Annotated in this window: 19 protein-coding genes and 1 riboswitch; of the genes, 11 read left to right on the top strand and 8 right to left on the bottom strand. The window is 66.5% G+C overall.

Translation table 11 applies throughout. The annotated features are described in order from the left end of the window. Nucleotides 1–18: 18 nt before the first annotated feature. Complete coding sequence (locus tag WFK36_RS15135) at nt 19–807, bottom strand: DNA-formamidopyrimidine glycosylase family protein (protein ID WP_336792669.1); 789 nt, start codon at nt 805–807, stop codon at nt 19–21. Between the two features lie 7 nt (nt 808–814). Then, entirely contained in the window at nt 815–5,425 is a 4,611-nt protein-coding gene (locus tag WFK36_RS15130) for an ATP-dependent helicase (protein WP_419717500.1), read from the bottom strand. Nucleotides 5,426–5,430: 5 nt separating this feature from the next. Continuing rightward, nucleotides 5,431–5,571, top strand: a riboswitch (cobalamin riboswitch). A 40-nt stretch (nt 5,572–5,611) separates the two neighbouring features. Here WFK36_RS15130 and WFK36_RS15125 point away from each other — a divergent pair. The 3 genes from WFK36_RS15125 to WFK36_RS15115 are packed head-to-tail and all read left to right on the top strand — an operon-like array spanning nt 5,612 to nt 7,196. After that, complete coding sequence (locus WFK36_RS15125) at nt 5,612–5,833, top strand: CbtB domain-containing protein (protein ID WP_008379858.1); 222 nt, start codon at nt 5,612–5,614, stop codon at nt 5,831–5,833. A gap of 26 nt (nt 5,834–5,859) precedes the next feature. Continuing rightward, nucleotides 5,860–6,669, top strand: a complete 810-nt coding sequence (locus WFK36_RS15120) for a CbtA family protein (RefSeq protein WP_336792668.1) — start codon at nt 5,860–5,862, stop codon at nt 6,667–6,669. After that, nucleotides 6,669–7,196, top strand: a complete 528-nt coding sequence (locus tag WFK36_RS15115; protein WP_336792666.1) for a histidine phosphatase family protein — start codon at nt 6,669–6,671, stop codon at nt 7,194–7,196. The genes WFK36_RS15120 and WFK36_RS15115 overlap by 1 nt, the downstream gene beginning before the upstream one ends. Here WFK36_RS15115 and WFK36_RS15110 read toward each other — a convergent pair. After that, complete coding sequence (locus tag WFK36_RS15110) at nt 7,132–7,893, bottom strand: 8-oxoguanine DNA glycosylase OGG fold protein (RefSeq protein WP_336792665.1); 762 nt, start codon at nt 7,891–7,893, stop codon at nt 7,132–7,134. The two genes, WFK36_RS15115 and WFK36_RS15110, sit on opposite strands and share 65 nt — an antisense overlap. 38 nt (nt 7,894–7,931) lie before the next feature. Further along, entirely contained in the window at nt 7,932–9,068 is a 1,137-nt protein-coding gene (locus tag WFK36_RS15105) for a serine hydrolase domain-containing protein (protein WP_336793076.1), read from the bottom strand. Between the two features lie 133 nt (nt 9,069–9,201). Here WFK36_RS15105 and WFK36_RS15100 point away from each other — a divergent pair, with 133 nt between their 5' ends. From WFK36_RS15100 to WFK36_RS15075, 6 genes are all read left to right on the top strand, one after another. Next, nucleotides 9,202–10,425 carry an acyl-CoA dehydrogenase family protein gene (locus WFK36_RS15100; protein ID WP_008379850.1) on the top strand — a complete coding sequence of 408 codons (1,224 nt, stop codon included), beginning with the start codon at nt 9,202–9,204 and terminating at the stop codon, nt 10,423–10,425. Between the two features lie 124 nt (nt 10,426–10,549). Beyond that, complete coding sequence (locus WFK36_RS15095) at nt 10,550–11,482, top strand: hypothetical protein (RefSeq protein WP_336792664.1); 933 nt, start codon at nt 10,550–10,552, stop codon at nt 11,480–11,482. An 83-nt stretch (nt 11,483–11,565) separates the two neighbouring features. Further along, nucleotides 11,566–12,192: a hypothetical protein gene (locus WFK36_RS15090; protein ID WP_040520192.1), complete on the top strand. Its 627-nt coding sequence runs from the start codon at nt 11,566–11,568 to the stop codon at nt 12,190–12,192. Nucleotides 12,193–12,231: 39 nt separating this feature from the next. Next, the gene (locus WFK36_RS15085; protein ID WP_008379846.1) at nt 12,232–12,900 is read left to right on the top strand and encodes a hypothetical protein; all 669 of its coding nucleotides are present in this window, start codon (nt 12,232–12,234) and stop codon (nt 12,898–12,900) included. A 21-nt stretch (nt 12,901–12,921) separates the two neighbouring features. Continuing rightward, nucleotides 12,922–14,163, top strand: coding sequence for an Ig-like domain-containing protein (locus WFK36_RS15080; protein ID WP_008379844.1), 1,242 nt, complete (start codon nt 12,922–12,924; stop codon nt 14,161–14,163). A gap of 12 nt (nt 14,164–14,175) precedes the next feature. After that, nucleotides 14,176–15,204, top strand: coding sequence for an alpha/beta hydrolase (locus WFK36_RS15075; protein ID WP_336792662.1), 1,029 nt, complete (start codon nt 14,176–14,178; stop codon nt 15,202–15,204). 72 nt (nt 15,205–15,276) lie between these two features. Here the strand turns inward: WFK36_RS15075 and WFK36_RS15070 are convergent, their stop codons facing one another. Beyond that, nucleotides 15,277–16,773 (bottom strand): flavin-containing monooxygenase, encoded by a 1,497-nt coding sequence (locus WFK36_RS15070; protein WP_205331251.1) that lies wholly within the window; start codon nt 16,771–16,773, stop codon nt 15,277–15,279. Between the two features lie 120 nt (nt 16,774–16,893). On the opposite strand from WFK36_RS15070, the gene WFK36_RS15065 reads away from it, so the two are divergent. After that, on the top strand, nt 16,894–18,087 hold the full coding sequence (locus tag WFK36_RS15065; RefSeq protein WP_205331252.1) for a PucR family transcriptional regulator: 1,194 nt from the start codon (nt 16,894–16,896) through the stop codon (nt 18,085–18,087). Here the strand turns inward: WFK36_RS15065 and putP are convergent. Both putP and WFK36_RS15055 read right to left on the bottom strand, forming a co-directional pair. Next, nucleotides 18,028–19,596, bottom strand: coding sequence for a sodium/proline symporter PutP (putP, locus tag WFK36_RS15060; RefSeq protein ID WP_336792659.1), 1,569 nt, complete (start codon nt 19,594–19,596; stop codon nt 18,028–18,030). The genes WFK36_RS15065 and putP overlap by 60 nt on opposite strands. Nucleotides 19,597–19,777: 181 nt before the next feature. Next, nucleotides 19,778–23,215 (bottom strand): proline dehydrogenase family protein, encoded by a 3,438-nt coding sequence (locus tag WFK36_RS15055; RefSeq protein WP_336792658.1) that lies wholly within the window; start codon nt 23,213–23,215, stop codon nt 19,778–19,780. A 93-nt stretch (nt 23,216–23,308) separates the two neighbouring features. Between WFK36_RS15055 and WFK36_RS15050 the strand changes: the two genes are divergently transcribed. Continuing rightward, entirely contained in the window at nt 23,309–24,898 is a 1,590-nt protein-coding gene (locus tag WFK36_RS15050; RefSeq protein ID WP_336792656.1) for a PucR family transcriptional regulator, read from the top strand. On the opposite strand, the gene WFK36_RS15045 is transcribed toward WFK36_RS15050, so the two are convergent. Then, nucleotides 24,877–26,286 (bottom strand): short-chain fatty acyl-CoA regulator family protein, encoded by a 1,410-nt coding sequence (locus WFK36_RS15045; protein WP_336792655.1) that lies wholly within the window; start codon nt 26,284–26,286, stop codon nt 24,877–24,879. The two genes, WFK36_RS15050 and WFK36_RS15045, sit on opposite strands and share 22 nt — an antisense overlap. Between the last annotated feature and the right edge of the window lie 116 nt (nt 26,287–26,402).

Raw genomic sequence — 26,402 nt, 5'->3', positions numbered from 1 at the left:
TGGGATGTCGGCCGCAGTTCACCCGCCGGCGGCGGCTCCTGCCTGACACCGAGGACACATGTACACGACGCGGCCGTCGAGGTCGGAGCGGACGATCGTCTCCCCACAACGCCGGCACGGCTTCCGATCGCGTCCGTACACCCACAGTTCCTTGCCGCGGATCAGCACGCCGGTCGTGCATCGAACGCTGCGCACCCGGTTGTCCCACAGCAGCCTGCGGGCAGTCTGCACTACAGCGGGAAGGTCCACGTCGCCGGTCCGGGTGTACGGCGACACCCGTAGAAGGAAGCAGATCTCGCTGCGGAAGACGTTGCCGACACCGGCCAGGAGACGCTGGTCGAGCAAGGCGGCGCCGACGAGTGTGTCGGGATCGGCGGCGAGGTTCGTCACCGCCAGATCCGGATCCCAATCGTCGCCGAGCAGATCCGGCCCGAGATGGGCGACCGCCGCAGCCGGGTCGGCGACCACCTCGAGCACTCCGAGGTTGAAGCCGACGGCCTCAGTGTCGCCTGCGCGCAGCACCACGCGCGCCGAATGGCCTGGTCTGCGCCACCGTGTTCCCAGCCGGTGGACGTCCCACGCGCCCTCCATCTTCAAGTGAGAATGGATCGAGACGGCGCTGCCGTCATGTCGCTCGACATCCATGAAGAGGTGTTTGCCGACCGACCGAACCGCAGTGATGCGACCCCCGGACAGGTCGGTGAGGGCCCAGCGAGGAACCCGGAAGTCGGTGTGTGTGAGGGTCGCGTCCGCCAGCACCTCATGGAGGCGGCGCGCCAGCGCGTAAATGGTGTCGCCTTCGGGCACTGGTGAATCAGCCCATCCTCGGGTCGTAGTTCATGCGGAGACCACGTGGGGTCGACGAGAATCCGGCGTTCACCAGTTCACGGCCGAATGCAGTGGTCGACACCGGCGTCTGGTCGACTTGATCGACGTGGATGCGGGGGACACGGCCCGCGCGGACCGCGTCGGCGACCGCCACCGCTGCGGCCGCGAGGGCGTCGACGTTGTCGGTGAAGGTCAGGACGGTCTTCCCGCCACGCTCGATGAACACGGTCAATGCACCGGACACCAGGACGACAACGGCGCCGGCCTTGCGTCCGGGGCGGTGCCCGTCAGCCGACTCAGGCCAGTCGAGGGCGGCGCCGTACGGGTTCGCGGGGTCGGTCGCGGCGAGCAGGACTGCCTCCGCCTCCCGTTCGCGTGGCACCCGCAACTCGTCGCGGAGACGATCGACTGTCGCACCCGCCGCGAACTGGGCGCCGCCGAGCCCGTCGACGTAGTATCCGCGGCGAACTTGGCCGCCGTCCTCGAACACGGTGAGGGCTTTGTAGACCCGCGAGAATCCGCCGTCGACGTCGCTCACCGTGACTGACCCCTTGGTGACCACCCCGTACCGATCCAGAAGGATCTCGCAGGTCGCGGCCGCTCCAGCGGTCGAGTCGACGTCGGGTCGCTGCAGCACGGACCATCGGCCTTGCAGGAGCGGCGACGTGCGGCTCGGACCGTCCACACCTGCGAGGTAACGCGACGACAGGCGCGCCGTCCGCAGTCGAGGAGCGCGGCCGCGTGTGCGATGCGCGGGCGCGGACGCCGATCGGGCAGGTGTCAGTGCGGCGCGCACAACACTGAACGAGTCGTTGGTGAGACGTCCCGACCACACGAGGTCCCACACGGCGGCCGTCACCGACGCTTCGTCGGCGCCCGTCGCTTCGACCAGAGCTGAGGCGCGTAGGGCTCCGCCTCCGTCGAGGGAGGCCAATACCGATTCGTGAACGGTCGTGAGTTCGACATCGTCGGGTTCGCGCAGAGTCAGGGGAGCGGCATCGGCGAGGTGCAGCGCCACCCATCCGTCTGAACCGCTGATCGAACCGTGTCCCGACCAGCAGACCTCGCCCGAGGCGAGAAGCTCGTCGAGCATCGACGGCGCGTAGTCGATGACGCGTGCGGGCAGGACGAGCGTCTCCCAGGCGGACGCCGGAACGGGGTGGCCTGCGAGTTGCTCGACGACCTCCGCGACTCCGGCGACGCCCCGCAGTCGAGTCTGGGGCGCCACGTGCTGCCAGTCGAGGAGGAAACGCGCGTACACCTGGGTGGGAACGGGCTCGACATCGGCGCGGCCCGCTGCGAGGGAGCCTCGCCGCAGTTGGCCGAGCACGTCGGAATGACACCACTGGGATCGGTGCGGCCCGTCGAGGGGCACGAACTCGCCTTCGACCACGGTGTGCCGCGCCGCGAGTGTCTCGAGTGCCGAGGCGACGACGGCAGGCGCCATGCCGAGAGCCGCGACCGCGTCGTCGGCCGTGAAGGGGCCATGCGTTCGAGCGAAGCGATGAACGAGGTCGCCGATCGGGTCGGGCACTGCGGCGAGGAAGTCGGCGGGAACACCGAGGGGCAGCGGAACGCCCAGGCCGTCGCGGAGGCGAGCAGCGTCCTCGACCGCGGCATACAGGTCGACGCCGCGGTGCCGGATCGCGATCACGCGGCCGCTTGACAGGAGAACTGTCAGCGCGGCGTCGGAGTCGACATCGTCGAGGCACCGTGCGGCGATCTCCTCGGATGTGAGGGGACCCAGCCACCGCACCATGTCTCCGACGTCCTCCGCATCGCGCGCCCGACGTTGCGGAGCGGTCCGCTGCAGACGTGCGACCACGTCGGCGATGACCGCGGGATCGAGCAGTTCGCGCAGATCCACCCGGCCCAGCAACTGAGCGAGGAGCGCGGTGTCGAGCGAGAGCGCTGTGGCGCGGCGTTCGGCGAGCGGTGCGTCGTCGTCATACATGAACGCGCCGACGTAGCCGAGGAGCATCGACGCCGCGAACGGGGACGGCGACGCCGTCTCGACCTCGGCGACCCGGACCTTGCGGGATGAGATGCGGGTGAGCAGCGCGATCAGGGCAGGGAGGTCGTACACGTCGGCGAGGCATTCGCGGACCGTCTCCAAGATGATCGGGAAGTCAGGGAACTGCGACGCCACCGACAGCAACTGTGCGCTCCGCTGGCGCTGCTGCCACAGCGGAGCCCGTCGGCCGGGATCACGGCGAGGCAGCAGGAGCGCTCGCGCCGCGCACTCACGGAATCTCGACGCGAACATCGACGAGTCGGCGAGTGCCCTCGTCACCTGATCCTCGACAGTTGCGGGATCGACGGTGAACACCTCGGCGCCGGGCGGTGCATCGTCGGTGTCGGGGAGCCGGACGATGACCCCGTCGTCGGTCGCCGTGGTCGCGCCGTCCAGCCCGAGCCTCGCCGACAACTGGGAGGCGATCGCAGACGCCCACGGCGCATGGACACGCAGCCCGTAGGGCGAGTGCAGGACCAGCCGCCAATCGCCGAGTTCGTCTCGAAAGCGTTCGACGATCAGCGTGCGGTCAGTGGGCAACGCCCCGGTGGCCTGCTTCTGTTCGGTGAGCAGTGCCGACAGGTTGTCGCGGGCACGCGCCGTCAGCCCTAGCCGGTCCGCTTGTGCCGACAGTTTGGCGTCGTCGGACACCTGTCCGACGAACTTGCCGATCGCCTCGCCGAGTTCGGCGGGACGGCCCTGCGCGTCGCCGATCCAGAACGGGAGTCGCCCCGGCTGGCCGAACGCCGGGGAGACGAGGACTCGGTCGTGGGTGATCTCCTCGATCCGCCAACTCGAGGCGCCGAGTGCGAACACGTCGCCGACCCGCGACTCGTAGACCATCTCCTCGTCGAGCTCGCCGACTCGGCGCAGCTGTCCGTTGTCGGACGAGCCGGTGAGGAACACCCCGAAGAGGCCGCGGTCGGGGATGGTTCCGCCGGAGGTGACGGCGAGGCGGAGGGTGCCCCGGCGGGCGGTGAGGACGCCGGTGGATCGGTCGTAGTCGACCCGTGGACGGAGTTCGGCGAACTCGTCTGACGGGTAGCGACCCGAGATGAGGTCGAGGACCGCGTCGAACACGTCGCGGGTGAGGCTCTTGTACGGCATCGCACGGCGGACGGTCGTGAACCAGTCGTCGACGCTCACGTCGCCCGCGGCGGTCGCGGCGATCGTCTGCTGCGCGAGGATGTCGAGCGGGTTCGTCGGCACCGCGAGCGACTCGATCTGTCCGCGGCCCATCCTGTCCACGGTGACCGTGCAGTGGATCAGGTCGGTCCGGTGCTTGGGGTACAGCACACCCTTGCTGATCTCGCCGACCTGGTGACCTGCGCGGCCGATGCGCTGCAGCCCGGACGCGACCGACGGCGGCGCCTCCACCTGGACCACCAGGTCGACAGCACCCATGTCGATGCCCAACTCCAGGGAGCTGGTCGCCACGACACAGCGGAGGCGGCCCGACTTGAGGTCGTCCTCGATGGCCGCACGTTGGTCCTTGCTGACCGAGCCGTGGTGTGCCCGAGCGAGTACCGGGGACGCGCCGCGGGTGGATCCAGACGTCGACACCATCGACGGCATACCGCCCGGGACCTGGGGGTTCGCCGCATCGAGATCCACCGGGTCGCCTGCTCTCGCCGCGGCGATCTCATTGAGGCGAGCAGTGAGTCGTTCGGCCAGGCGCCTGGAGTTCGCGAACACGATCGTCGACCGGTTGCGTTCGATCTCGTCGACGATCGACTCCTCGATGAACGGCCACAGCGACCCGGCGGTGGGGGAGAACGCATCGTCCAGACCGTCGAGGTCACCGGCCGACGGCGGTGCCGGGATGTTCGCCATGTCGTCGACGGGGACCTCGACGCGCAGGTCGAACGTCTTCGCGGCGGGCGGTTTGACGATTGTGCATGGTGCCGACCCGGACAGGAACTCGGCGACACGCTCCTCTGGGCGGACGGTGGCCGACAGCCCGATCCGCTGTGCGCGCGAGGAGAGCAGGTCGTCGAGTCGTTCCAACGACAATGCGAGGTGGGTACCGCGTTTGGTGGACGCGACGGCGTGCACTTCGTCGATGATCACCGTCTGCACCGACGTCAGCGTCTCGCGCGCCGATGAGGTCAACATCAGGTACAGCGACTCGGGTGTGGTGATCAAGATGTCTGGAGGCGTGCGTTGCAGGGCCCGTCGATCGGCAGTCGACGTGTCGCCGGACCGGACGCCGACCGTGACGTGCGGCGGCTCGACACCCATGCGTGCCGCGGTGTGCGCGATACCGGTCAGAGGTGCGGCGAGGTTGCGTTCGACGTCCACGCCGAGGGCCTTCAACGGCGAGATGTACAAGACGCTCACTCCCGATCGTGGAGATCCGGAGTTCTGTGTGAGGGAGTCGATGGCCCACAGGAACGCGGCGAGGGTCTTGCCGGAGCCGGTCGGTGCGATGACCAGCGTGTCATCGCCTTTCGAGATGGAGTCCCATGCTCCGAGCTGAACGGGCGTCGGCGCGGCGAAAGCACCGGTGAACCACTCTCGGGTCGCCGGCTGCATGCGCTGAAGAACGGCTGCGCGTGTGGCCACGACTCCATTGAATCCCATGCCACCGACAACTCCGCGTCCGAGGCGCGGTACGCTGCCGAAATCCCGGTGCGGGAATTCGGTGAGAATCCGAAACGGTCGCGCCACTGTGAGTCGGACCCGTGAGGGGCTGGCGAGTCAGATGTCGCCCCGGGTGTGCATATCCATTGGGCGGACGCGAAATCCGCAGGACAGGAATAGATTCCCATGACCGTTTCATCGGCACAGACGGCACCGCGAGCTCTCGCGCTCCCGGACCTCTCCGCGGCTTCGGCGGCACTCACCCTCACCGCAACGGTGCTGGTCGCATCTCTCGCGTACTACTTCCTCGGCTACGACCAGGGCGCCGTCTCCGTCTTCGGCAGCGACACCCACGTCCACGAGTTCGTGCACGACGCGCGTCATTTCCTCGGCTTCCCCTGCCACTGATCAACGGACCGGGAGAACAAGAGAAAATGGAACGCACTTTCATCGGCGCCGGACTGCTCAGCGGTCTGGTCGCCGGAATCGTCAGCTTCATCTTTGCGCGGATCTTCATCGAACCGCGGGTAGCCGAGGCCATCGACTACGAGGACATTCGATCCCACGCGGAATCCGAACTCGCAGGCGGAGCGCACGACCACGGTCACGAACTGTTCAGTCGCTCCGTGCAGGAGAACATCGGAGCCGGAGTCGGCACGGTCGTCTTCGCGGTAGCGATCGGCGCGCTGTTCGCTGTCGCATTCACGGTGGCGTGGGCGATCATCGGCCGACGCAGGCCGGAGGCCGACCCGCGCACCCTCGCAGCGTCACTCGGTGGCGTCGCGTTCGTCGCCGTCATCGGCGTGCCGTTCTTCGTGTACCCGCCCAATCCGCCTGCGGTCGGGGAGGAGGACACCATCGGGGCACGGTCCAGCTCATATCTGACATTGACGCTGATCTCGATCGTGCTGGCCGTCGCAGCGGTCGTGCTCGCGGTGTGGCTGTCGGACAGGATCGGTGGGCTGCAGGCCGGAGTGTCGGCGGCGGTCGCCTACCTGATCGGCGTGACGGTCACCAGCGCTCTGCTGCCGAGCTTCCACGAGGTCCCCGGACCCGTCATGGACGGCGATCGAATCGTGGCACCGGGATTCCCCGGCCAAGTGATCGCGGACTATCGCGTGTACGCCATCGCCAACCAGGTTCTGCTCTGGGCGGTGCTGACAGTGGTGTTCGTGGGTCTCATCGGGCTGATGATGCGCCGCACGGCCGCCTCCGCGCAGCGTTTGGAGTCAGTGCAGGCCTGATGCCGCTCACCGTGATCGTCGCCGGCCGGACCGCACCCAATCGTGCCGTTCGGTTCGGCGGCGAGACCGACCCGCTCGACGAGCGAGGCCGACGTGACATCGAGAGCCTCGACATCGTGGTTCCCCGGGGAGTGCGTGTGGGACCGGAGACGTCGGTTCGCGAGACCGCCAGGATCCTGGGAATCAACGTCGAGCCGGACCCGTCGTTGGCGACCGTGGACATCGCACGGTGGCTCGGCGTGGAACCGCAGGACGTTCCTGCCGACGAACTGGAAGCGTGGTTCACCGACCCCGACGCGCGCCCTCACGGTGGGGAGACGATCACCGAGTTCGTCGACCGAGTAGTCTCCGCGACAGAGGGGTTCGACGGGCTTGTCGTGGTGGCGTCGCCTGTCGCGCAGGCGCTCGCGGCTGTGTCGCCCGGTGCGTACTTCGAGGTGTCGATCCGGCCGGGGTCGGCGTTCACCACAACGACGGTTCGCCCCGCAGAGCTGTCCGACCGAGACGTCGCTGCCAGTCGCGATTGAGCCACAGCTCGACGATCTCGGGTTTGGTCCCCGCCTGCCCGGCCCAGCGGTGAATGAGGTTCGAGTATCTCGCGTAGCTGCGCACCGAGAACTGCGAGGCGCCCGCGCCGACCATCCAGCCATAGCGGACCAGGCTCGCCGCCGAATAGGTGTCGAGCAACTGTGGGCGGTCCGGCCCCGGACCGTGGATCGCCCATCCGTACAGGGACATCAGCGAGTGGCCTACACCCGGTGCGACAGGCCACCCCGACCAGTTGCGGAATGCGCCCGTCTCGACGAGCGTCGGGACTCGCTCACAGGCGTCGAGTGCTCGGGCGATCATGTCGAACGGACGTGACGTGTCGTGTGGATCGCGGACGTCGGGAAACCGCCGGAGGCCTCCGCGACCGTCGTGCGACCGAAGCCACGCAGCGCACAGGTACAGACGGTTGAGTGTCGGTTCGGGACCGAGATCGAGCCGGGTGCTCGTGGCCTCGAGGTCTCCGCGCCGGATGTGTCCGACGCCGGACTCGATCTGTGCGCCGTCGGCATCGGTCGCGTACACGCGGGCGGGGATGCGGAGCCTCGCCAGTCGATTGTTCCATTGGTCGAGATCAACCGTCGTGTAGTCTTCCAACACAGCTTCCGCATACGGCTGGTGATGAGACCAGAGGACGCAGTCCTTCGGCACCACCAGTATCTCGTCACCTCGATTCATGCCGCGAGCATCGCACACACGTACGACAATTCCTGTCCTCAGTCAGCGGGGAAGGACGCGGCGATCGTGTTGATCAGGGCACGGTAGCGGCCGCCGTCGTCGGAGAGCGTCTTGCCGCTGCCGATGACGGCCACGGACAGTTCGCGTTTCGGGTCGGCCCACATTGCGACGTGCGTGAGGCCGGTGTGTCCGAACGCTTCGGGTGCGCGACGGCCGAACGGGCCGAAGTAGTGCGACCCGAGCATGAACCCCGTGCCCCACCGCAGTGGCGAACCGGATGTCGCAACGTCGGGCCGCAGGACCCTTCGCTGTCGGCGGGCGCGCGCCACGGTCTCCGGCCGCAGTACACCCTCGCCGCCGCGCAGCAGCATCTCGGCGAATCGGGAGAGCTCCCGCGCTGTTGACACGCCATTCGACGACGGAACGGCGCTGGTCAGAAAATCGGGGGAATTGGATGCCGTGATGGTGGCGGCCAAGGTGTGTCCGGTGGACAGCACGAACGCCGTGTCGATCGGCACCCGAACGCGGGGGCCGGTCACATGGCTGTGCGCCACCTCGACGAGTTCGTCGGCATGTACTCCGAAGTTGGTCCACCGCAGTCCGAGTGGGCCGGTCACCTCGTCGGCCACATAGTCGCGGATGCCGCGGCCCGCGGCGGCCTCGACGATCTCGCGGACCAGCGGGCCCCAAGTCAACGCGTGGTAGATGTGCAGCATCCCGGGTGGATGGACGGCCCAGAGGCGATTCAGGCTCCGCCGCACGTAGTCGCGATCATCCGCGCGCAGGGGGTCGTCCAGCCCGGCGAAGGCGAACGGCACGCCCGCGCGGTGTGTCAGGACGTGATCAACCGTCGTCGACGACTTGCCCCGCGTCCCGTACCCGGGGATCAGGTCGGCGACGCGGTCGTCGAGCCGCAGCAGGCCCTGGTCGATCAGCCGCCACACCGCCACGGCTGCGATCACCTTCGACGCCGAGTACAAGCAGAACGGTGTCGATCCCGTGACCTGCTCGAGGGGAGTGCGACCGTGCCCGATCGCACGATCGAGCACTATGCGTCCGCGGTGTCGGACGCATATCTGCACAGCGGGCTGTGTGCCGACGGCGTACCAGTGGCGCGCAGCGTCCCAGATGCGTGTCGCCCCATCGGGATCGTCCGAGGGGGACTCGTCGCCCATCCACGTTCGAGCGTCGAGAGCGTCCGGTGTCAGGGAGTCGGGACGATGAATGCGGCCGTAGGGTGTGGCGTCCACGGTCGGGGCGCTAGGGTCATGATCGAAGTAGAACACGTTTCAATTCCTTGGAGGTTCCATGTTCGAGTGGTCCGACGAAGACCGGATGGTGCAAGACGCCGTCCGAGGGTTCATCGACAAAGAAGTGCGTCCGTACGTCGACGATCTCGAGAGCGGGAAACTCCCGCCGTACGACATCATCCGCAAGCTCCTGTCGACTTTCGGCATGGATTCGATGAACGCCGAGAATCTGGAGAAAGAACTCGCGGCGCAGGAAGCCGGTGAGGCCAAGCCTGCGGGCGGCGGCTCCAGCACGCTCGCCAATTCGATGTTCCTGATCCTCAACATGGAGATGGCCGGAGTGTCCCTCGGCACCATCGCGTCGATGGGCGTGTCGATGGGCCTGACGGTGTCGACCATCCGGAGCCGCGGAACGCTCGCCCAGAAGAAGCGTTGGCTGCCCGAGCTGGTCACGATGGAGAAGGTCGGCGCCTGGGCCATCACCGAACCCGACAGCGGGTCGGATGCGCTCGGCGGCATGAAGACCACTGTCCGCAGAGACGGCGACGACTACATCCTCAAAGGCAACAAGACCTTCATCACCAACGGTCCGTACGCGGACACGATCGTCGTCTTCGCCAAGCTCGACGAGGGCGACGGCACGCCGATGCGTGACCGCAAGGTGCTGACATTTGTGCTCGACGCCGGAATGGAAGGCCTCACGCTCGGCAAGCCCTTCAAGAAGATGGGCATGATGAGCTCGCCCACCGGCGAGCTGTTCTTCGACGACGTGCGTGTGTCGCGCGACCGTTTGCTGGGCGAAACCGAGGAGACCGGCGACCGCAGTGGCGGCGACAATGCCAAGGCGGGCTTCACCGCCGAGCGGATCGGCATCGCCGCTCTCTCGCTGGGCATCATCAACGAGGCTCAGCGTCTGTCGATCGACTACGCCCGGACCCGCACCCTCTGGGGTCAGGAGATCGCCAAGTTCCAGTTGATCCAGCTCAAGCTCGCCGAGATGGAAGTGGCGCGCCTGAATGTCCAGAACATGCTGTTCGTCGCTATTGAGGCTGCTCAAGCGGGTAAGCCGCCGACTCTCGCGCAGGCGTCTGCGATGAAGCTGTACTCCTCGCGTGCGGCGACAGAAGTTGCCATGGAAGCGGTTCAGCTGTTTGGAGGAAACGGGTACATGGCTGAGTATCGGGTGGAGCAACTCGCCCGCGATGCAAAGTCGCTGATGATCTATGCAGGATCGAACGAGATTCAGGTCACCCATGTAGCCAAGGGATTGCTCCAGCGCTGATCGGGGTCGCGCAAAATCGTGCCAGCTTCCCGATCTGAATGACGGAATTCACGTTCGTGACCGTACGGTGACATGAATCTCTCGTTCGATCGATCAACAGGAGCTCGTGCACGTGAACCTCCCCGTGACCTCTCTCGCACGCCGGACGGCCGCTGCGGTGCTGACCACCGCGGCGGCCGCCGCGCTCGTCATGACGGGTGCCCCCGGCATCAGCGCCGCCGACGTGGTCGGACCGATCAACGGCGAATCTGACGCGGCTTCGTTCCAGCGTTCGGTGAGCGGCCCGTCACTCGTCGGTGGCACAGTCGCCCGCGGTGACGTGGTCACCATCACGAACAAATTGAGCCGCAAGATGGCATGGCTCGTCTACTCCATCAAGGACACGCATCCGACGTGCCTCGAAGCAGTGCCGAACACCTCCACGTGGAAGGTGAACGGCAAGACCTACACGAATGATCCCGAGGGCGAAGGGACGAAGGCGCCCAGCGAGTTCTCCTCGGGTGCGGGATGGGCGATGATCGACGCCCCCGGCGCGAACTCCTGGCAGGCCGACCCGCTGATCTGGACGCAGGACTACCTCGTCGGCAGCAGCTGCGAACTCGGCCCGCTCAATTCCGGTGGTCTCGAATGGAGCACCACCTGGGCGTTCGAGAGCGGAAACACCCGACCGTTCGTCGGTCCCATGCTGAATGTCGTCGCGGGCCGTCCGTCGATCACGATCAACCCCACGGACGCCCTCGCTGCGAACGACGTGTTCCTGACGGTCAGTCACCCCGAAGGCGTTCCCGGTGCGCCGGTCGTCCTCACCATCGACGGCAAGACCGTCGACGGGTGCGGAAACCTCAAACTCGACGGCAATCGCCGCGTCACCTGCACGTGGGTGCCGAAGAAGAAGGGCGACTACACCGTCAAGGCTGTTGTCGGCACGGACTCCCCGGTCACCATCACCCAGAAAGTCCACATCAACGACAGCCCGGCAGGCAGTCTCGGTGCTTTGCCCGGGCTCGACTCGGGAAGTCTCTACACCGGAAGCCTCGGCGGTTTGAGCGGATCCTAAGTCACCGTTCACGTCGCACTGACCATCCCCGTTCCTGCGCTCCCTCCCAGCGCGCCCCGATTAACAGAAACACAGGTTGACGCATGTCCATGAAGAGAACCGCCGCGCTTGTCGTCGGCGCGAGCGCTGTCGCGCTCTCGAGCATCGTCGCAGTGCCCGGCACCGCCGGCGCCGCGATCGACACCATGACCTACTGGGAGGACGGAAACTCCCGCTTCGAACAGACGGTCAGCAACGACAACCCCAAGGTCGGCGAGACGTTCACGGTGACTACGTCGTTCCAGCGCAAGTGGGCCGATGAGTACATCTACAACGTGAAGGAACTCGTTGGTTCGTGCATCGAGTCCGTGCCGGGGACCACGACGTGGGCGGGCAAGCTGGTGACGTCCAAGGTCACCACCTCGGAACCGGGAGCGGACGAATCATGGATGCGTGTCGAAGCGCCCAGCATCACCGCCTGGAAGGTCACGGGTCTCGGCAGTGGGTGGGGCGCCAAGGTGAAGCTCACGACGGACTTCCGCGTCACCAACGCGTGTAAGGCCGGCGACGTCCTGTCGACCACGATGCACTACGGCGGCTCTCTCGGCAGCGGTACGTACAAGGAGAAGGGTCCGGTCATCACGATCGCAGAAGGCACGGTCGAGGAGCCGACGGAGCCTGGAGGCAGCAACGGCAGCCTCGACATCGGCAGCCTGTTCGGCTCCTCCTAGTCATTCATCGACGACAACTTCCTCAGGAGAAAACACCTCATGACTACAAGCATGTTCGGACGGATCGTGGCGGGACTCAGCGCCTGCGCGATCGCCGCGACCGGCGTTGCACTGTCAAGCGGATCGGCCTCGGCAGACGAGGGCCTCACCTACTGGGAGGACGGAAACTCTCGATTCAACCAGCTGGTCAGCGACACCACGCCCGAGATCGGCGACACGATCACCATCACCACACAGTTCCAGCGCAAGTGGGCCGACGAGTACATCTACAGCGTCAAAGAACTCGTTCCGGCCTGCCTCCGATACATCGAGGGCAGCGCAGGCTGGGGAGGATCACCGTCTCCTGCCGACAAAGTCGAGATCAGCTCGGGAACCCCCGCAGACCCGCAGGCATACGTCAAAGTGAACGCGCCGAGCATCACGTCGTGGGTCGTCAAGGGCCTCGGCTCAGGCTTCGGAGGAAAGAAATCGGTCTCGATGCAGTTCTACGTGCGCGAATCTTGTGGAACTGGTGTCGCGATGCCGACATCGATGCACTACGGAGGGTCCCTCGGTTCGGGCACGTACGAGGACAAGGGACCGACGATCACCGTCGCGAAGCCTCCGGTCACCGAAGAGCCGACCGGAACAACCACTCCGACAACCACGAACCCAAACAGCGGAAACGGCAGCCTCGACACGGGCAGCCTCGGCAGCCTGTTCGGCTGAGACACGGAAGAGACAGCAGACATGACTAGATCATTGGGCCGCGTCGCAGCGGCGACCGGAACCGGACTGTTGGTCGTCGCAGGCCTTATCGCGTCGACTCCCGGTGTCGCAGCGGCGGCACCCGCGACCATTGAATGGTCCGACGGCAACACGGCCTTCTCGCGCACCGTGAGCGATGTGAATCCCGCCATCGGTGACACGATCACCGTGTCGACCACATTCCAGCGCAAGTGGTCGTTCGAGGACGTGTATAACTTCAAGGACCTCGAAGACGGTTGTCTGGACTACGTTCAGGGCAGTGCGAAGTGGGAGGATTCAGCCACCACGAACGTGCAGGTGTCCACCGCGGCAGCTGGTCAGCTCGGCTTCGTCCGTCTCGAATCGCCTAATTTGACCTCGTGGCGCGTTCCGGGAGTCGGTGCGGGATGGGGGGCGAAGCGGACTATCTCGCTCAAGTACAAGGTGGGCGAGAACTGCCCGACCGGAGTGAACCTCGCTGTCGGCACCATGCACTACGGCGGTTCACTCGGCAGCGGGACGTACCAGGACAAGGGGCCGAACATCAAGGTCCAGACCCCGCCGCAGAAGGACGCCACCACCACAGCTGTCTCGGTGAGCCCTGCTCCGAAGGTCGGTGACCCGTCAACGGTCACCGCGAAGATCACGAGCACCGCGACGGTCGCAGACGGCACTGTCGAGTTCTTCAACCACAACGTGTCGCTCGGCACCGCGAACGTCGTCGCAGGCAAGGCGACGGTCTCCTGGACCCCGTCCAACGAGGGCGCCTACTCGCTGAAGGCCGTGTACTCCGGCACCGCGACCCTCGCAGGGTCGTCGTCGTCCATCGGTGGAACCGTCTCGCCCAAGGACCCCGATCCGGAGCCCGGCGCCCCGATCGTCACTCTCAGTGCCGCTCCGAAGGTCGGCGACGCCGTCACGGTGACAGTTGAGTCGGATGCCGCTGTCGGTGCGAGCGTTGCCCTGACCGCGAACGGCACTGCGATCTGCCAGAACCTGACGCTCGGCGCCGATCACAAGGCGACCTGCCAGTGGACCCCGTCCGCACCGGGTGCAGTGGCATTGAAGGCGACCATCGGTGCGCAGTCGACCACGAAGAACGTCACGGTCACCGCCAAGGATGTTCCGGTGGATCCGACCGACACCACCGACCCCACCACGCCGACCACGACGAAGCCCACGACGACCGCCCCCGGCGGCAACGGCAGCTCGGCAGGCAGCCTGTCGGACATCTTCGGCTCCTAAGAAAGACGCACCATGAAGTTCACGAGAACCGCACGATGCCTGATCACGGCCGCTGTGGCCGCCGCGGTGGGAACCACCGCACCGGCCGCGATCGCACAGGCCGACCCGTCGTCAGGCGAGTCACACGTGGTCAGCTCGGTTCCGGTCGCCTACCACAACGGCGACCTGGACAAGCCGTCCCGCCTGCTCGTCACCGTCTACTCGGCGTCGATGCAGAAAGACATCCCGCTCGACGTCCTCGTCCCGGCGAACTCCACGCCTGCACCGGTGTTCTACCTGCTCAACGGTGCGGGCGGCGGCGAGGACTCGGCGAGCTGGGCCAATCGCACCGACTACACGGGCTTCTTCGCGAACAAGCACGTGAACGTGGTGACACCGCTCAAGGGCGCGTTCTCGTACTACACCGACTGGCAGAAGGCCGACCCGAAGCTCGGCATTCAGAAGTGGGAGACGTTCCTGACCAAGGAACTCCCGCCCGTTCTGAATGATGAGCTCAAGACCACCGGCAAGAACGCGATCGCGGGCATCTCGATGGCGGGGACCTCGGTGCTCAACCTCGCGATCGCCGCGCCTGGTCTGTACACGACGGCGGCGTCGTACAGCGGTTGCGCACGGACGAGTGACCCGGCGGGGCAGCAGTACATCCGGACCGTCGTCGAGAGCCGTGGCGGTGCCGACACCACGAACATGTGGGGTCCGTACAAGGGCGCAGGTTGGAAGGCCAACGACCCGTACATCAACGCGGCGAAGCTGCGCGGCACCAGGGTGTATCTGTCGTCCAACAGCGGCCTTCCGGGCCAGGACGAGTCGGTCGAGGCGGGCAGCACCGCGACGGACAGCGTCAATCTCGCCGATCGCGTGATCCTGGGTGGCGGCATCGAAGCGGTGACCAACGTCTGCACTCAGCAGATGGCGCAGCGTCTCGCCCAGCTCAAGATCCCCGCGACCATCAAGCTGCGTCCCACCGGCACTCACTCGTGGGGCTACTGGGAGCGCGAACTGCACTACTCCTGGCCGCAGATCTCCTCCTCGCTGTACTGATCGCATAGCGACGACAAAGGCGGTGCACCTCCACGGGTGCACCGCCTTTGTTCTTGTTCGTACCGAGTCGGATCAGACGCCTGCGGTGACCGGAGCCTTGCGGTAGTCGAGGAACTCGTCGACGATCTCGCCCTTGCGGAGCTGCTTCACGTCGGAGGAGACCGCCATCGTCATCGTCCACGGGCTCTGCGTGCCCTGCTTGGGAAGACGATCGAGCGCACGCTTCACATAACCTGCCCCGAAGTCGAGGAGCGGACGCTTCTCCAGGCCCTCGGGCTCCACGGCGCGGACCGACGTGTATCCGTTGGCGTCCTGGTAGGTCAGAACGCGGCAGAAGTACTCGCACAGCAGCCCGATCTTGAGGGTCCACGACGAGTTGGTGTAGCCGATCGCCATGGCGAAGTTCGGGAGACCCGACAGCATCATGCCGCGGTACGCGGTGGTCTGCGACAGATCGACGGCCTCTCCGTCCAGGCTCACTTCCATGCCGCCGAACAACTGCAGGTTGAGGCCGGTGGCGGTGACGATGATGTCGGCTTCGAGTTCTCGGCCGTCCTCCAGGCGGATGCCCTTCTCGGTGAAAGTCGCGATCCGACCGGTCTCGATCGACGCACTGCCCTTCTTGATCGCCTTGAACAGGTCACCGTCGGGCACCACGCAGAGCCGCTGGTCCCACGGGTTGTACGGCGGGTTGAAGTGGGTGTCGATGTCGAAATCGCGGGGCAGAAGCGCCTTGTTGGTGGCGCGGATGATCGCGCGTGCAGGCCGCGGGTACCGCTGGCAGAGGTTGTAGACCACCTTCTGCTGAACGATGTTCTTCTGCCGGCTCAATGCGTAGCCGCGGTCTGCGCCGAGGACCTTCTTGAGGGCGTTCGAGACCGCGTCCTCGCGGGGCAACGGGATCACGTACGTGGGTGTGCGCTGCAGCATCGTGACGTGCGCGGCGTCGGCCTGCATGGACGGAACCAGAGTCACGGCGGTGGCGCCGGACCCGATCACGATGACCTTCTTGCCCTTGTAATCCAGGTCTTCGGGCCAATGCTGCGGGTGGATGATCTGACCGGCGAACGTCTCGCTGCCCGGGAACTCGGGGGTGAAGCCCTCGTCGTAGTTGTAATAGCCGGTGCCTGCGAACACCCACCGGGCCTGGACGTTGAACGTGTCGTCGTCGGTCGAGTCGTTGCGACGAACGGTCACGTTCCACAGCTGATCGGCCTCGGACCAGTTCATGGCGATGGCACGACGGTTGAACACGATCGCGTCGTCGAGGTGGTCGTCGGCGATCGCCTCGCGCAGGTAGTCGAGGATGCGAGGCGCATCGGCGATCGACTGCGGATCCTGCCACGGCTTGAACTCGTACCCGAAGGTGTTGAGGTCGGAGTCGGAGCGGATGCCGGGGTAGCGGAACAGGTCCCACGTGCCGCCGACCGCGTCGCGCGACTCGAGCATCGCGAACGACTTCGACGGATGCTCGGTGCGCAGGTAGTGGCCGGCGCCGATGCCGGAGATGCCTGCGCCGAGCACGAGCACGTCGAGCGGTGCGTCGGTGAGGATGGAGTCAGTGGGCATGTGCCTGGTCCGTTCGGTTGTGACTACTGGGCGTTGTTAACAATGATCGTTGTAATCCTGAATTGTTGCAAGTGGTGATCTAGACCAGGAATCGACCGAGTCTGGTGCATAATCGACCACGTGGGTGTCTCCCCTGAAGTCGCAGCCCTGATCCGCGCCGGTGTGCAGGTGGTGCTGGAGGCGCCACCGGACTGGCTCGCTCAGGTCGATACAGCAGTGGTCGGTGGTGCGGGAATGGACGTGATAGCCGACGATCCCGCGTTGCTCGAAGTGGCCCTGCGCATCAATGAGGGAAACCTCCGCCATTGGGCGACGGCCAACTCCGCTGAGCCCGGAGCGCGGGTGCCGGTGAACGTCACCGATGAGACCGAGACGTACATCCGTGACCTTGCGCGTCGTGGGTTGGACGCGGGCGCACTGGACTCGTTTCGGACGGCGCAGAACGTCGCGTGGCGGCTCTGGATGGAGATCTGTTTTGTCCTCACCGAGGATCCCGCGGAACTTCGAGAACTGTTGCAGGTCACCTCGGAATCCATTGCGGTGTTCGTCGACGACACCGTCCAGCAGTTGGCCGAACTGATCGACGCCGCACGGGCTGAACTCGCCGGTGACACTCACGCTCAGCGGCGGGTGGCCGTTGCACTCGTCCTCGAAGGCGCTCCGATCAGCCGCGAACGCGCCGAAACACAACTCCGCTATCGCCTCGACGGTCCGCACACGGCACTCGTCCTCACCGGAGATCCAGGCACTGCGCCCGACGAACTGGAGGCTGCGTGCGATTCGATCATGGAGGCGAGCGGCGTGAGCCGACGCCTCACCGTCGTTTCCGGGGCGTCGGAACTATGGGTGTGGCTGCCGACGAGCGACCTGCGGATGGGCGCTGCCGTCACCGGTCATCCGGGCGTGCGAGTGGCGATAGGGTCCACGGGTATCGATCTCGACGGGTTCCGGCGCAGTCATTTCGAGGCGTTGTCGGTGAGGCGGGTGATCGCGCGTGTCGGTTCGTCCCGCCGCGTCGCGCACTACGACGACTTGCGGATCGTGGCTCTCCTCGGCGACGACCAGTCGGCCGCCGACGAGTTCATCACCAACACCCTCGGCGACTTGGCGAATGCAGACGACCACGTCCTGACGTGTGTCAGGACGTGGTTCGCGTCTGGATGCAATGCGGCGGAAGCGGCGGCGCGGCTGTACACGCACCGCAACACGGTGGTGCGACGACTCGCGCGCGCCGACGCGCTCCTGCCCGCGCCGCTAAGCGCTAACGCCCTTCACGTCGCTGTCGCCCTTGAACTCCTCGAATGGCGCACGTGAGGCGGCAAGCGCCTTCGCGGCGTCGAACTCGGCGTCGATCTCAGGGTTGGGCTTGTACGTGATCAGGCTGACCACGATGGCGGCGATGAAGCCCGCGATCACGCCGGGAATGATCTCGTAGACGTCCGCGCTGGCGAGCTTGTCCCAGGCATAGGCGACGACCGCGCCGACGACGATGCCGGCGAGGGCTCCCCACGTGGTGAGGCGACGCCAGTACAGGGACAGGACGATGGCCGGTCCGAACGCCGAGCCGAAGCCCGCCCAGGCGAATGCGACCAGATCGAGAATGCTGTTGGACGGCGACAGCGCGAGGAGTGCGGCGATCACCGCGATTCCGAGCACACCGAGTCGGCCGAGGCGCACATACGTCATGTCGCTGAGGCCTGTCCCACGACCGGTCTTCTCGGAGACGAGCTTGTACAGGTCTTCCACCAGTGCCGACGAACAGACGATCAGCTGCGACGAGATCGTCGACATGATCGCAGCCAGGACCGCAGCCAGAACCAGGCCCGCGATGAACGGGTGGAACAGGATCTGGGAGAGTGCGAGGAACACCGTTTCGGCGTCGGCGGGCTTGTCGGCCGGATGCTTCGCAAAGTACGCGATGCCGACGAGCGCCGTCCCGACCGCTCCGAGTGCACACGCGAACATCCAGGCGATACCGATCCGTCGTGCGGTGCCGGCCTCGCCGGGGGTGCGCAGGGCCATGAATCGGACGATGATGTGCGGCTGACCGAAGTAGCCGAGGCCCCAGGCCGCCGCAGAGATGATGGCGATGGCGGAGCTGCCCGCGAAGAAGCTGAGATGATCGGGATCGACCGAGCGGACGCCGTCGACCGTCGCTCCGACGCCGCCGAGGTTGATGATGCCGATGATCGGGACTGCGAGCAGTGCGATGACGACGAGGACGCCCTGCGCCACGTCGGTGAGCGACGCTCCGAGGAATCCGCCGAACAACGTGTACAGCATGGTGATACCCGCGACGATGAGCATGCCGACCGTGTAGTTGACGCCGAACGCGCTGTCGAAGAACTTGCCGGAGGCGACCATCCCGCTCGATACGTAGAACGTGAAGAACACCAGAATGATCACGCCGCAGGTGATGCGCAGGATTCGGGAGTTGTCGCGAAGGCGGGTCTCGAAGAAGCTCGGGATGGTGATCGCGTCGCCCGCGACTTCGGTGTACGCGCGCAGACGCGGAGCGGTGAGTCGCCAGTTGGCCCACGCGCCGACCAGCAGGCCGATCATGATCCATGCTTCCGACAGGCCGGAGAGGTACATCGCGCCCGGCAGGCCCATGAGCAGCCACCCCGACATGTCGGAGGCGCCGGCCGAGAGGGCCGCGATCCACGGCTTGAGGCCGCGGTCGGCGAGCATGTAGCCGTCGAGGTCGTTCTTGGTCTTCGTGTACGCGTAGTAGCCGATGCCCAGCATGGCTGCGAAGTACAGGATGACGGCGACGTACTGGAACGTCTTGTCGCCGCTCGCTATGGATGACGCTAGGGACATCAGGCTTGCCTCTCGGGGGGTCTGTGGGGTCGACGCTCGAACTGCTGTGCGTTGGCACATCACTCACGCAAAGCGTATGTGATTCACATCATCGACTCAGGAAATTCTGCATCGCCGGAGTGTGGAGACAAATGTGGGGTCGCACAAAAGTGCGACCCCACATTTGTTCTGATGTACGAAGCTATCGACGAAGTTCGGCGGCGAGCTCGTTGAAGGCCCGATTCGGGTTTCCGAAGCGGTGCAACGTCATCGAGACGGCCTGCTCCACGAGCCAGTAGCGGAGCTCCACTCGACCCGATGCGGTCACGGCGTCGTCGAGCAGCGCCACGTCGGGGCGCGCCGCGACCGCCGCGCGGATCGAGTCGGCGACCGATCCCACACTGCGCACTCGGGGAGCGTCGAGGCCTGCGACAGTTGCCGCAAAAGCCGCGTCGTCTGCGGTGCCAACTGTCGACGACGCGCGACTGAGGACCTCTGCCGTCGCGGGGGCGATGTCGGGCGAGGCGCTGATCCGGACACGTGCTCCGGCGAGCGTCGCCGCGGCCAGCACACGCGCGGTCTCGGCGGGGGACGCGTCCGCGCCCACCCGCAGCACAACGTCGGACGGACGGTAGCGGAACACGTTGGCCTCGCCCGTCAAGCCGGTCTCGTCGCGCCCGGTGCCGAACTCAGACGCCCATGCGGCACGGTCGTCGGCAACGGCCTCGTCCAGCCAGGAGCTCGCAGTGGAGTCCAGGGCGTCGGCCCACGAACCGAGGAGCATCAGGTAGTTCGGGCCGCCTGCCTTGGAGCCGAGTCCGACGGAGGAACGCTTCCACCCGCCGAACGACTGGCGGCGGACGATGGCTCCGGTGATGCCGCGGTTCACGTACACGTTGCCCGCCTGGACCCGGTCGAGCCAGGTGCGGACCTCGCGAGTCTCCAACGAGTGCAGACCTGCGGTGAGCCCGAAGTCGGTGGCGTTCTGCAGACTGATCGCGTCGTCGAGGGTGTCGGCGCGCATCAGGCCGAGCACCGGGCCGAAGCACTCGGTGAGGTGGAAGAACGACCCGGGGGCGACGCCGTCCTTGATGCCGGGCGACCAGAGGCGACCGGTGTCGTCGAGCTGTCGCGGCTTGAGCAGCCACGTCTCGCCGGGTTCGAGAGTGGTCAGGGCACGGGTGAGCTTGTCGCTGGGGAGTTCGGTCAGCGGTCCGACCGTGGCGGACAGGTTGGTCGGCCAGTCGACGACCATCGACTTCGCGGCGTCGACGAGCTGCCGACGGAAGCGCTCGGAATCGTAGACGCTGCCGACCAGGATGCCGAGCGAGGCGGCCGAGCACTTCTGGCCCGCATGCCCGAACGCGCTGTGGGCGAGGTCGGCGATCGCGAGGTCGCGGTCGGCCGACGGGGTGATGATCAGTGCATTCTTGCCGGAGGTCTCGGCGTTGATCTTCAGGTCTGGGCTCCACGACTGGAACAGTGCGGCGGTGTCGGACGCTCCGGTGAGGATCACGCGGTCAACGTCGGGGTGACTGATCAGCTTCTTGCCTGCCGGGCCCTCGTCCGGGAACACGCCGTGGCACACCTCGCGCGGGACTCCGGCTTCCCAGAGGGCTTCCAGAACGGCCATCGAGCAGTGCGGAGTCGGTGCCGCGGGCTTGTGGATCACGGCGGCGCCGACCGCGAGGGCGGCGAACGTTCCACCTGCGGGGATGGCGATCGGGAAGTTCCACGGGGGAGTGACCACAACAACCCGGTCGGGGGTGAAGCTCGCGTTCTTCACGTCGCCGAGTTCCAGCGCCTGGTGGGCGTAGTAGCGCGCGAAGTCGATGGCCTCGGAGATCTCCGGATCGGACTGGGCGACCGACTTCCCGGCCTCCGCGGCGGCGATCGACACGAGATGACCGCGCTTGCGGGCGAGGATGTCAGCCGTCTTGTAGAGGAGTGCGGCGCGTTGCGCAGCCGGTCGTGCGGCCCACGCCACTGCGGCTTCACGGGCCGTCGCGACGAGCGCGTCGACGTCGCCCTCGGCGAGAGTCGCGGGGACCGCCTGAGCGTCCAGCCAGCCCGGCTCAGCACTGCGGTTGATCGCATCGCGGGCCCACGCCTGATTGGCCGGCAGCGACGGGTCGGTGTCGGGCTCGTTGGCGAACGGCGGGAGCAGGCCGTCGAACGTCTGCGGTGCGGCCGACTCTTCGAGAGTCCGGTTCTGGCGGTGGTTGGGCAGCGGCGCGGTGTGGCCGTCGGCCTCGATGCGGCGTGCGAGGGCGTCGACGGCGCCGGTGAAGCGGTCGGCCTCGCGGCGGTAGATCGCGCTGCCGGGCTTCAGGTCGAAGATGCCGGACATGAAGTTGGCCGACGCGGCGTTCTCTTCGAGGCGGCGCACGAGGTAGGAGATCGCGACGTCGAACTCGGCGGGCTTGACCGTCGGGACGTAAAGGAGCAGTCGGCCGACGTCGGCGCTGACCACTTCGGCCTGCTCGGTGGCCATGCCCTGCAGCATCTCGAACTCGACACGATCGGCGACGCCCCGCGAAGTCGACAGCAGGTGAGCGAAGGCGATGTCGAAGAGGTTGTGTCCGGCGACGCCGACGCGGAGGCCGCGCATGTGATCGCGCTGCAGAAGCCAGTGCAGGACCAGCTTGTAGTTGGTGTCGGTGGCTTCCTTCGACTCGCACGTCACCTGCGGCCAGCCCGCCGACTCGGCGTGCACCGTTTCCATCGCCAGGTTGGCGCCCTTCACGAGCCGGACCTTGATGCCCGCGCCGCCTTGTGCGACTCGCTGCGTCGCGAACGCCGACAGTCGCTGCATCGCGCCGAGAGCATCGGGGAGGTAGGCCTGCAGGACGATGCCGCCCTCGTACCCGTGGAGTTCGGGCATCGACAGCAGCCGGGTGAACACCTCGATCGTCAGGTCGAGATCGCGGTACTCCTCCATGTCGAGATTGATGAACTTCGTTCCCGCGGGCGCCGAGGCAGCTTCCAAGTACATCGGAGTCAGACGCTTCAGAACGTAGTCGACGGTCTCGTCGAACGCCCACATCGAGATCTGCGACGCGATCGACGACACCTTGATGGAGACGTAGTCGACGTCGTCGCGGCGGAGGAGAGTCCGTGCGTCCTCCAAGTGATTGTCGGCCTCGGCGTCGCCGAGCACGGCCTCACCGAGCGGGTTCACGTTCAGTCGGTGGCCGGTGGAACGCAGAGTCTTGACGGCCTTCGCGAACGGCTTCTCACGGGCGTCGACGATCATGTGGCCCACCATCGTCCGCATCCGTGCGCGCGCGGCGGGGATGACGATGTTCGGGAAGGTGCGGGCCAGGGCCGCGCCGGAACGGATCTGCAACTTGTCGAGCGCGCCGAGAGAGGCGGGTGCGTCGGCAACGATCTCCGCGAGCGCTTCGCCTGCGGCTTTGGTGTCTTCCGTGCCGATCACCCGGTCGACGAATCCGACGGTGAAGTCGAGTCCTGTGGGATCGGAGAGCACTGCGGCCAGTCGCTGAGCCGAGGCGTGGGGCTTGGTCTGCGCCTTCTCTGCGGCGCGCAGCCATGTGTCGACCTGCTGCAGCGACCGGTCGGCGAGGTCGGACAGCCCCTCGGTCGTGGTGGCAGGTGTGGAATCGTGCGCAGTGGTCATGGGCTTATTACAGGCCGTCGACAGGGCATTGGTCCTCGTGCGGGTTCACAAGTTGATGACCTATTTCTTGTTCGATCGTCCTACGCTGAGTGCATGCCCTCACGACTGTCTCTGGATGACGTGATCGATGCACTCGACACCGCGGTCGACTGGTCCGTCCTCGTCGATTCGTCGGTTCCGATCGAGAGTGTGGCGATTCTCGACGTCGACGATCTGTCGGCCGAACCGACGGCTGACGTGGTGTTGCTCGTCGGTGTGGACATCACCGCGACTCAGGCCTGGCTGCGGGAGGCGTCCGATGCTGGAACCGTGCCCGCTGCGATCCTCACGAAGGCGGTGGACTCCGGTTCGGCTCGCGGGCTCGTCGCTGAGTTCGGCGTAGGTGTGGTCGGCATTCACGCGCGGGCGAGGTGGGACCGTGTCCTCGGTCTGGCACACGGTGCATTCGATCGGGCTCGAGACATCGCCGGAACGGAGCCCGCCGACATCGATCTTGCGGGTCTGGTGGCGCTCGTCGCGCAGGGAACCGGCGGCTTGGTGTCGATCGAGGACGCGACCAGCGCCAGGGTGCTCGCGTACTCGCCGTCCAACGGCGAGGCGGACGATCTGCGGGTTCAGACGATCCTCGGGCGCGAGGGGCCGCCCACCTACCTCGCGCTGCTGCGCAAATGGGGCGTGTTCGACGCGATCCGTCGCGGTGGTGAGGTCGTCGACGTTCCGGACCATCCGGAGGAGGCGATGCGACGGCGGATGGTGATCGGAGTGCACAGCGGCGCGGGTCGGCATCTCGGATCCATCTGGGTTCAGGAGGGTGCGCAGCCGCTGTCCGACGACGCGCGTGAGGTGCTGACCGGCGCCGCGGCGGTGGCCTCCCGCATCCTGACCCGAGAGATGGAGTCGCCGACGGCGGAGGCGCAACTGCTGCAACGCCTCTTCGGCGAACACGGCGGGGTCGACGCCTCGTCGGCCGGAGCCTACCTTCGGTGGTCGACCGACGAGCAGTCGGTCGTCATCGGACTGGGCGGCGCCGACGCGACGGCGATGGCTGCGATATCGGGCGCCCTGCGACTGCATGCGAGTGCGTTCGCCGCGTCCGCGTTGACCACCGTCATCTCAGATCGCGCGTATGTCCTGGTGCCCGCGAGCTCGGTCGAGCCGGTCACCAGGTGGGCGGGCACGCTGGTCACCAGGTTCGACGGCGACCCCGCGCTGGACGGTGCTCGGCTACGGGCCGGTGTCGTGTTCCCGGTGGACGGGCTCGCTGCTGTCGCGTCCGGCCGTGCCGAGGTGGACCGGGTGCTCGCCGCCACGCTGGGGTCTCCGGAGTCGGCTCGCGTGACAACTCTCGCCCAGGCCCGGACGGCCGTTCTGCTCGGTGAGATCCTCGACGTGCTCGCCAGGCGCGACGACCTCGTCGACCCGCGGATCACCGCGCTCGTCGGCTACGACGCCGACCACTCGTCGCAGTTGGTCGAGAGCGTCCGAGCATTCCTCGACGCCCACGGCAACGTGCGTGATGCCGCCACCCGCATCGGCATCCACGCCAATACGCTGCGCTATCGCATAGACAGGGCGCAACAGGTGTCCGGGCTGCGGTTCGACGATCCGGCCGACCGACTTCTCACGTCGATTCAACTCGCGTGCGCGTCCGTTCGCGACGGCTACAGCGGCGCCGACCGGTAAGGGATCGAATCGCTGATCGTCTCGTCCACCGCGATGGGCTGGCCGAGCATGGGGAAGGCCCGCTGCGTGCACGCCGGACGGTCGCACACCTTGCAGCCTCCTCCGATCGGGACCACTGTCCGCGGCTCGGACAGGTCGACGCCGGTGGCGTAAACGAGCTCGTCGGCGTGGGCCAGGTCGCATCCGAGACCGATGGCGAACTCCCCGGGCGTGGCGAGGTGCCCGTCGACGGTCTGGTCGGTGGTTCGTGCGAGCCAGAAGTACTTGCGGCCGTCGGGCATCTCCGACACCTGGGTGTGGATCCGGCCGGGTGCGGAGAAGGCGTCATGCACGACCCAGAGCGGGCAACTGCCTCCGACACGCGAGAAATGGAAGGCCGTGGCCGACTGCCTCTTCGAGATGTTCCCGGCGCGGTCGACGCGGACGAAGATGAACGGCACCCCTCTGTCGGAGGGACGTTGCAGGGTGGACAGCCGGTGGCAGACGGTCTCGAAGCCGACCTCGAAACGGCGAGCGAGAAGCGCGACGTCGTACCGCAGTTCGCGAGCTGCGGCCGCGAACTCGGTGTAGGGCAGGACGAGTGCTCCGGCGAAGTAGTTCGCGAGGCCGACCCGGAGCACGGCGCGGGACGACTCGACGACGCCTGGGGCGCTGTCGACCAGCCTGTCGATCTCGATGCGCTGGGTCTGTAGGGCGAGTTGAGTCGCGAGTTGAAATGCGCGCTGCCCGGCCGAGAGGCGGCGCGCGAGGACCAGAGTCGCGGAGCCGGGGTCGTACCGGCGCTTGGCGGTTGCCGTGTCGGACGCGGCTCCGATGATCACCCGGATCCCGAATCGTTCGTCGAGTAGACGCGCGAGTTGAAGGTCGAGTCCGCCGACCGTCAGGCCGGCGTCGACGAACAGGTGCTCAGCGGCCAGGTCGAGTTCGGCGACATAGTTCCGGCGATCGTAGAAGTAGTCGCGCACTTGCTCGAAAGGAGTCGTCGGGGAATCCGCGGAAGCGGCCGAATCGTGCGATCGATGGTTCTCGAGCTCGGCAGTGACGGCCGTGAGCCTGCGATGCAACCCGACCATGGTTCGCCCGACGGCGGGCATCCGTGACACGAGCTCGGTGATCTCGGCGCGATCGACGTCCTCGCCCTGAGACATGAGCGCGTCGGTGAGGTCCGCGATGAGCCGAGCGTCTCCTGACTCCGCGAAGTAGTCGGCGGGAAGGTCGAACGTCGCTGTCAACGACAGCAGGACCGCAACCGTGATCGGACGATGGTCGTTCTCCAGCTGGTTCACGTACGTGGTGGACAGATCGAGCCTGCGGGCCAGTGCGGCTTGACTGATCCCCAGATCGGCGCGCAGGCGCCGGAGTCGGGCCCCTGCAAACGTCTTCGCCATACGCAGGACTCTACCGCGGCGAGCGTCCGCAAGATACGCAAAATGTGCGTGAGAAGTACGCAAAAATACGCATCTGCCAGGTCTTTCACAAAGCATTTGTGCCTGCGTACGGTGCG

It is taken from the genome of Gordonia malaquae (assembly GCF_037148075.1).
GTDB classification, from domain to species: Bacteria; Actinomycetota; Actinomycetes; order Mycobacteriales; family Mycobacteriaceae; genus Gordonia; species Gordonia malaquae.
The sequence above is the reverse complement of the archived record's forward strand: the minus strand, read 5'-3'. Positions and strand labels throughout refer to the sequence as shown.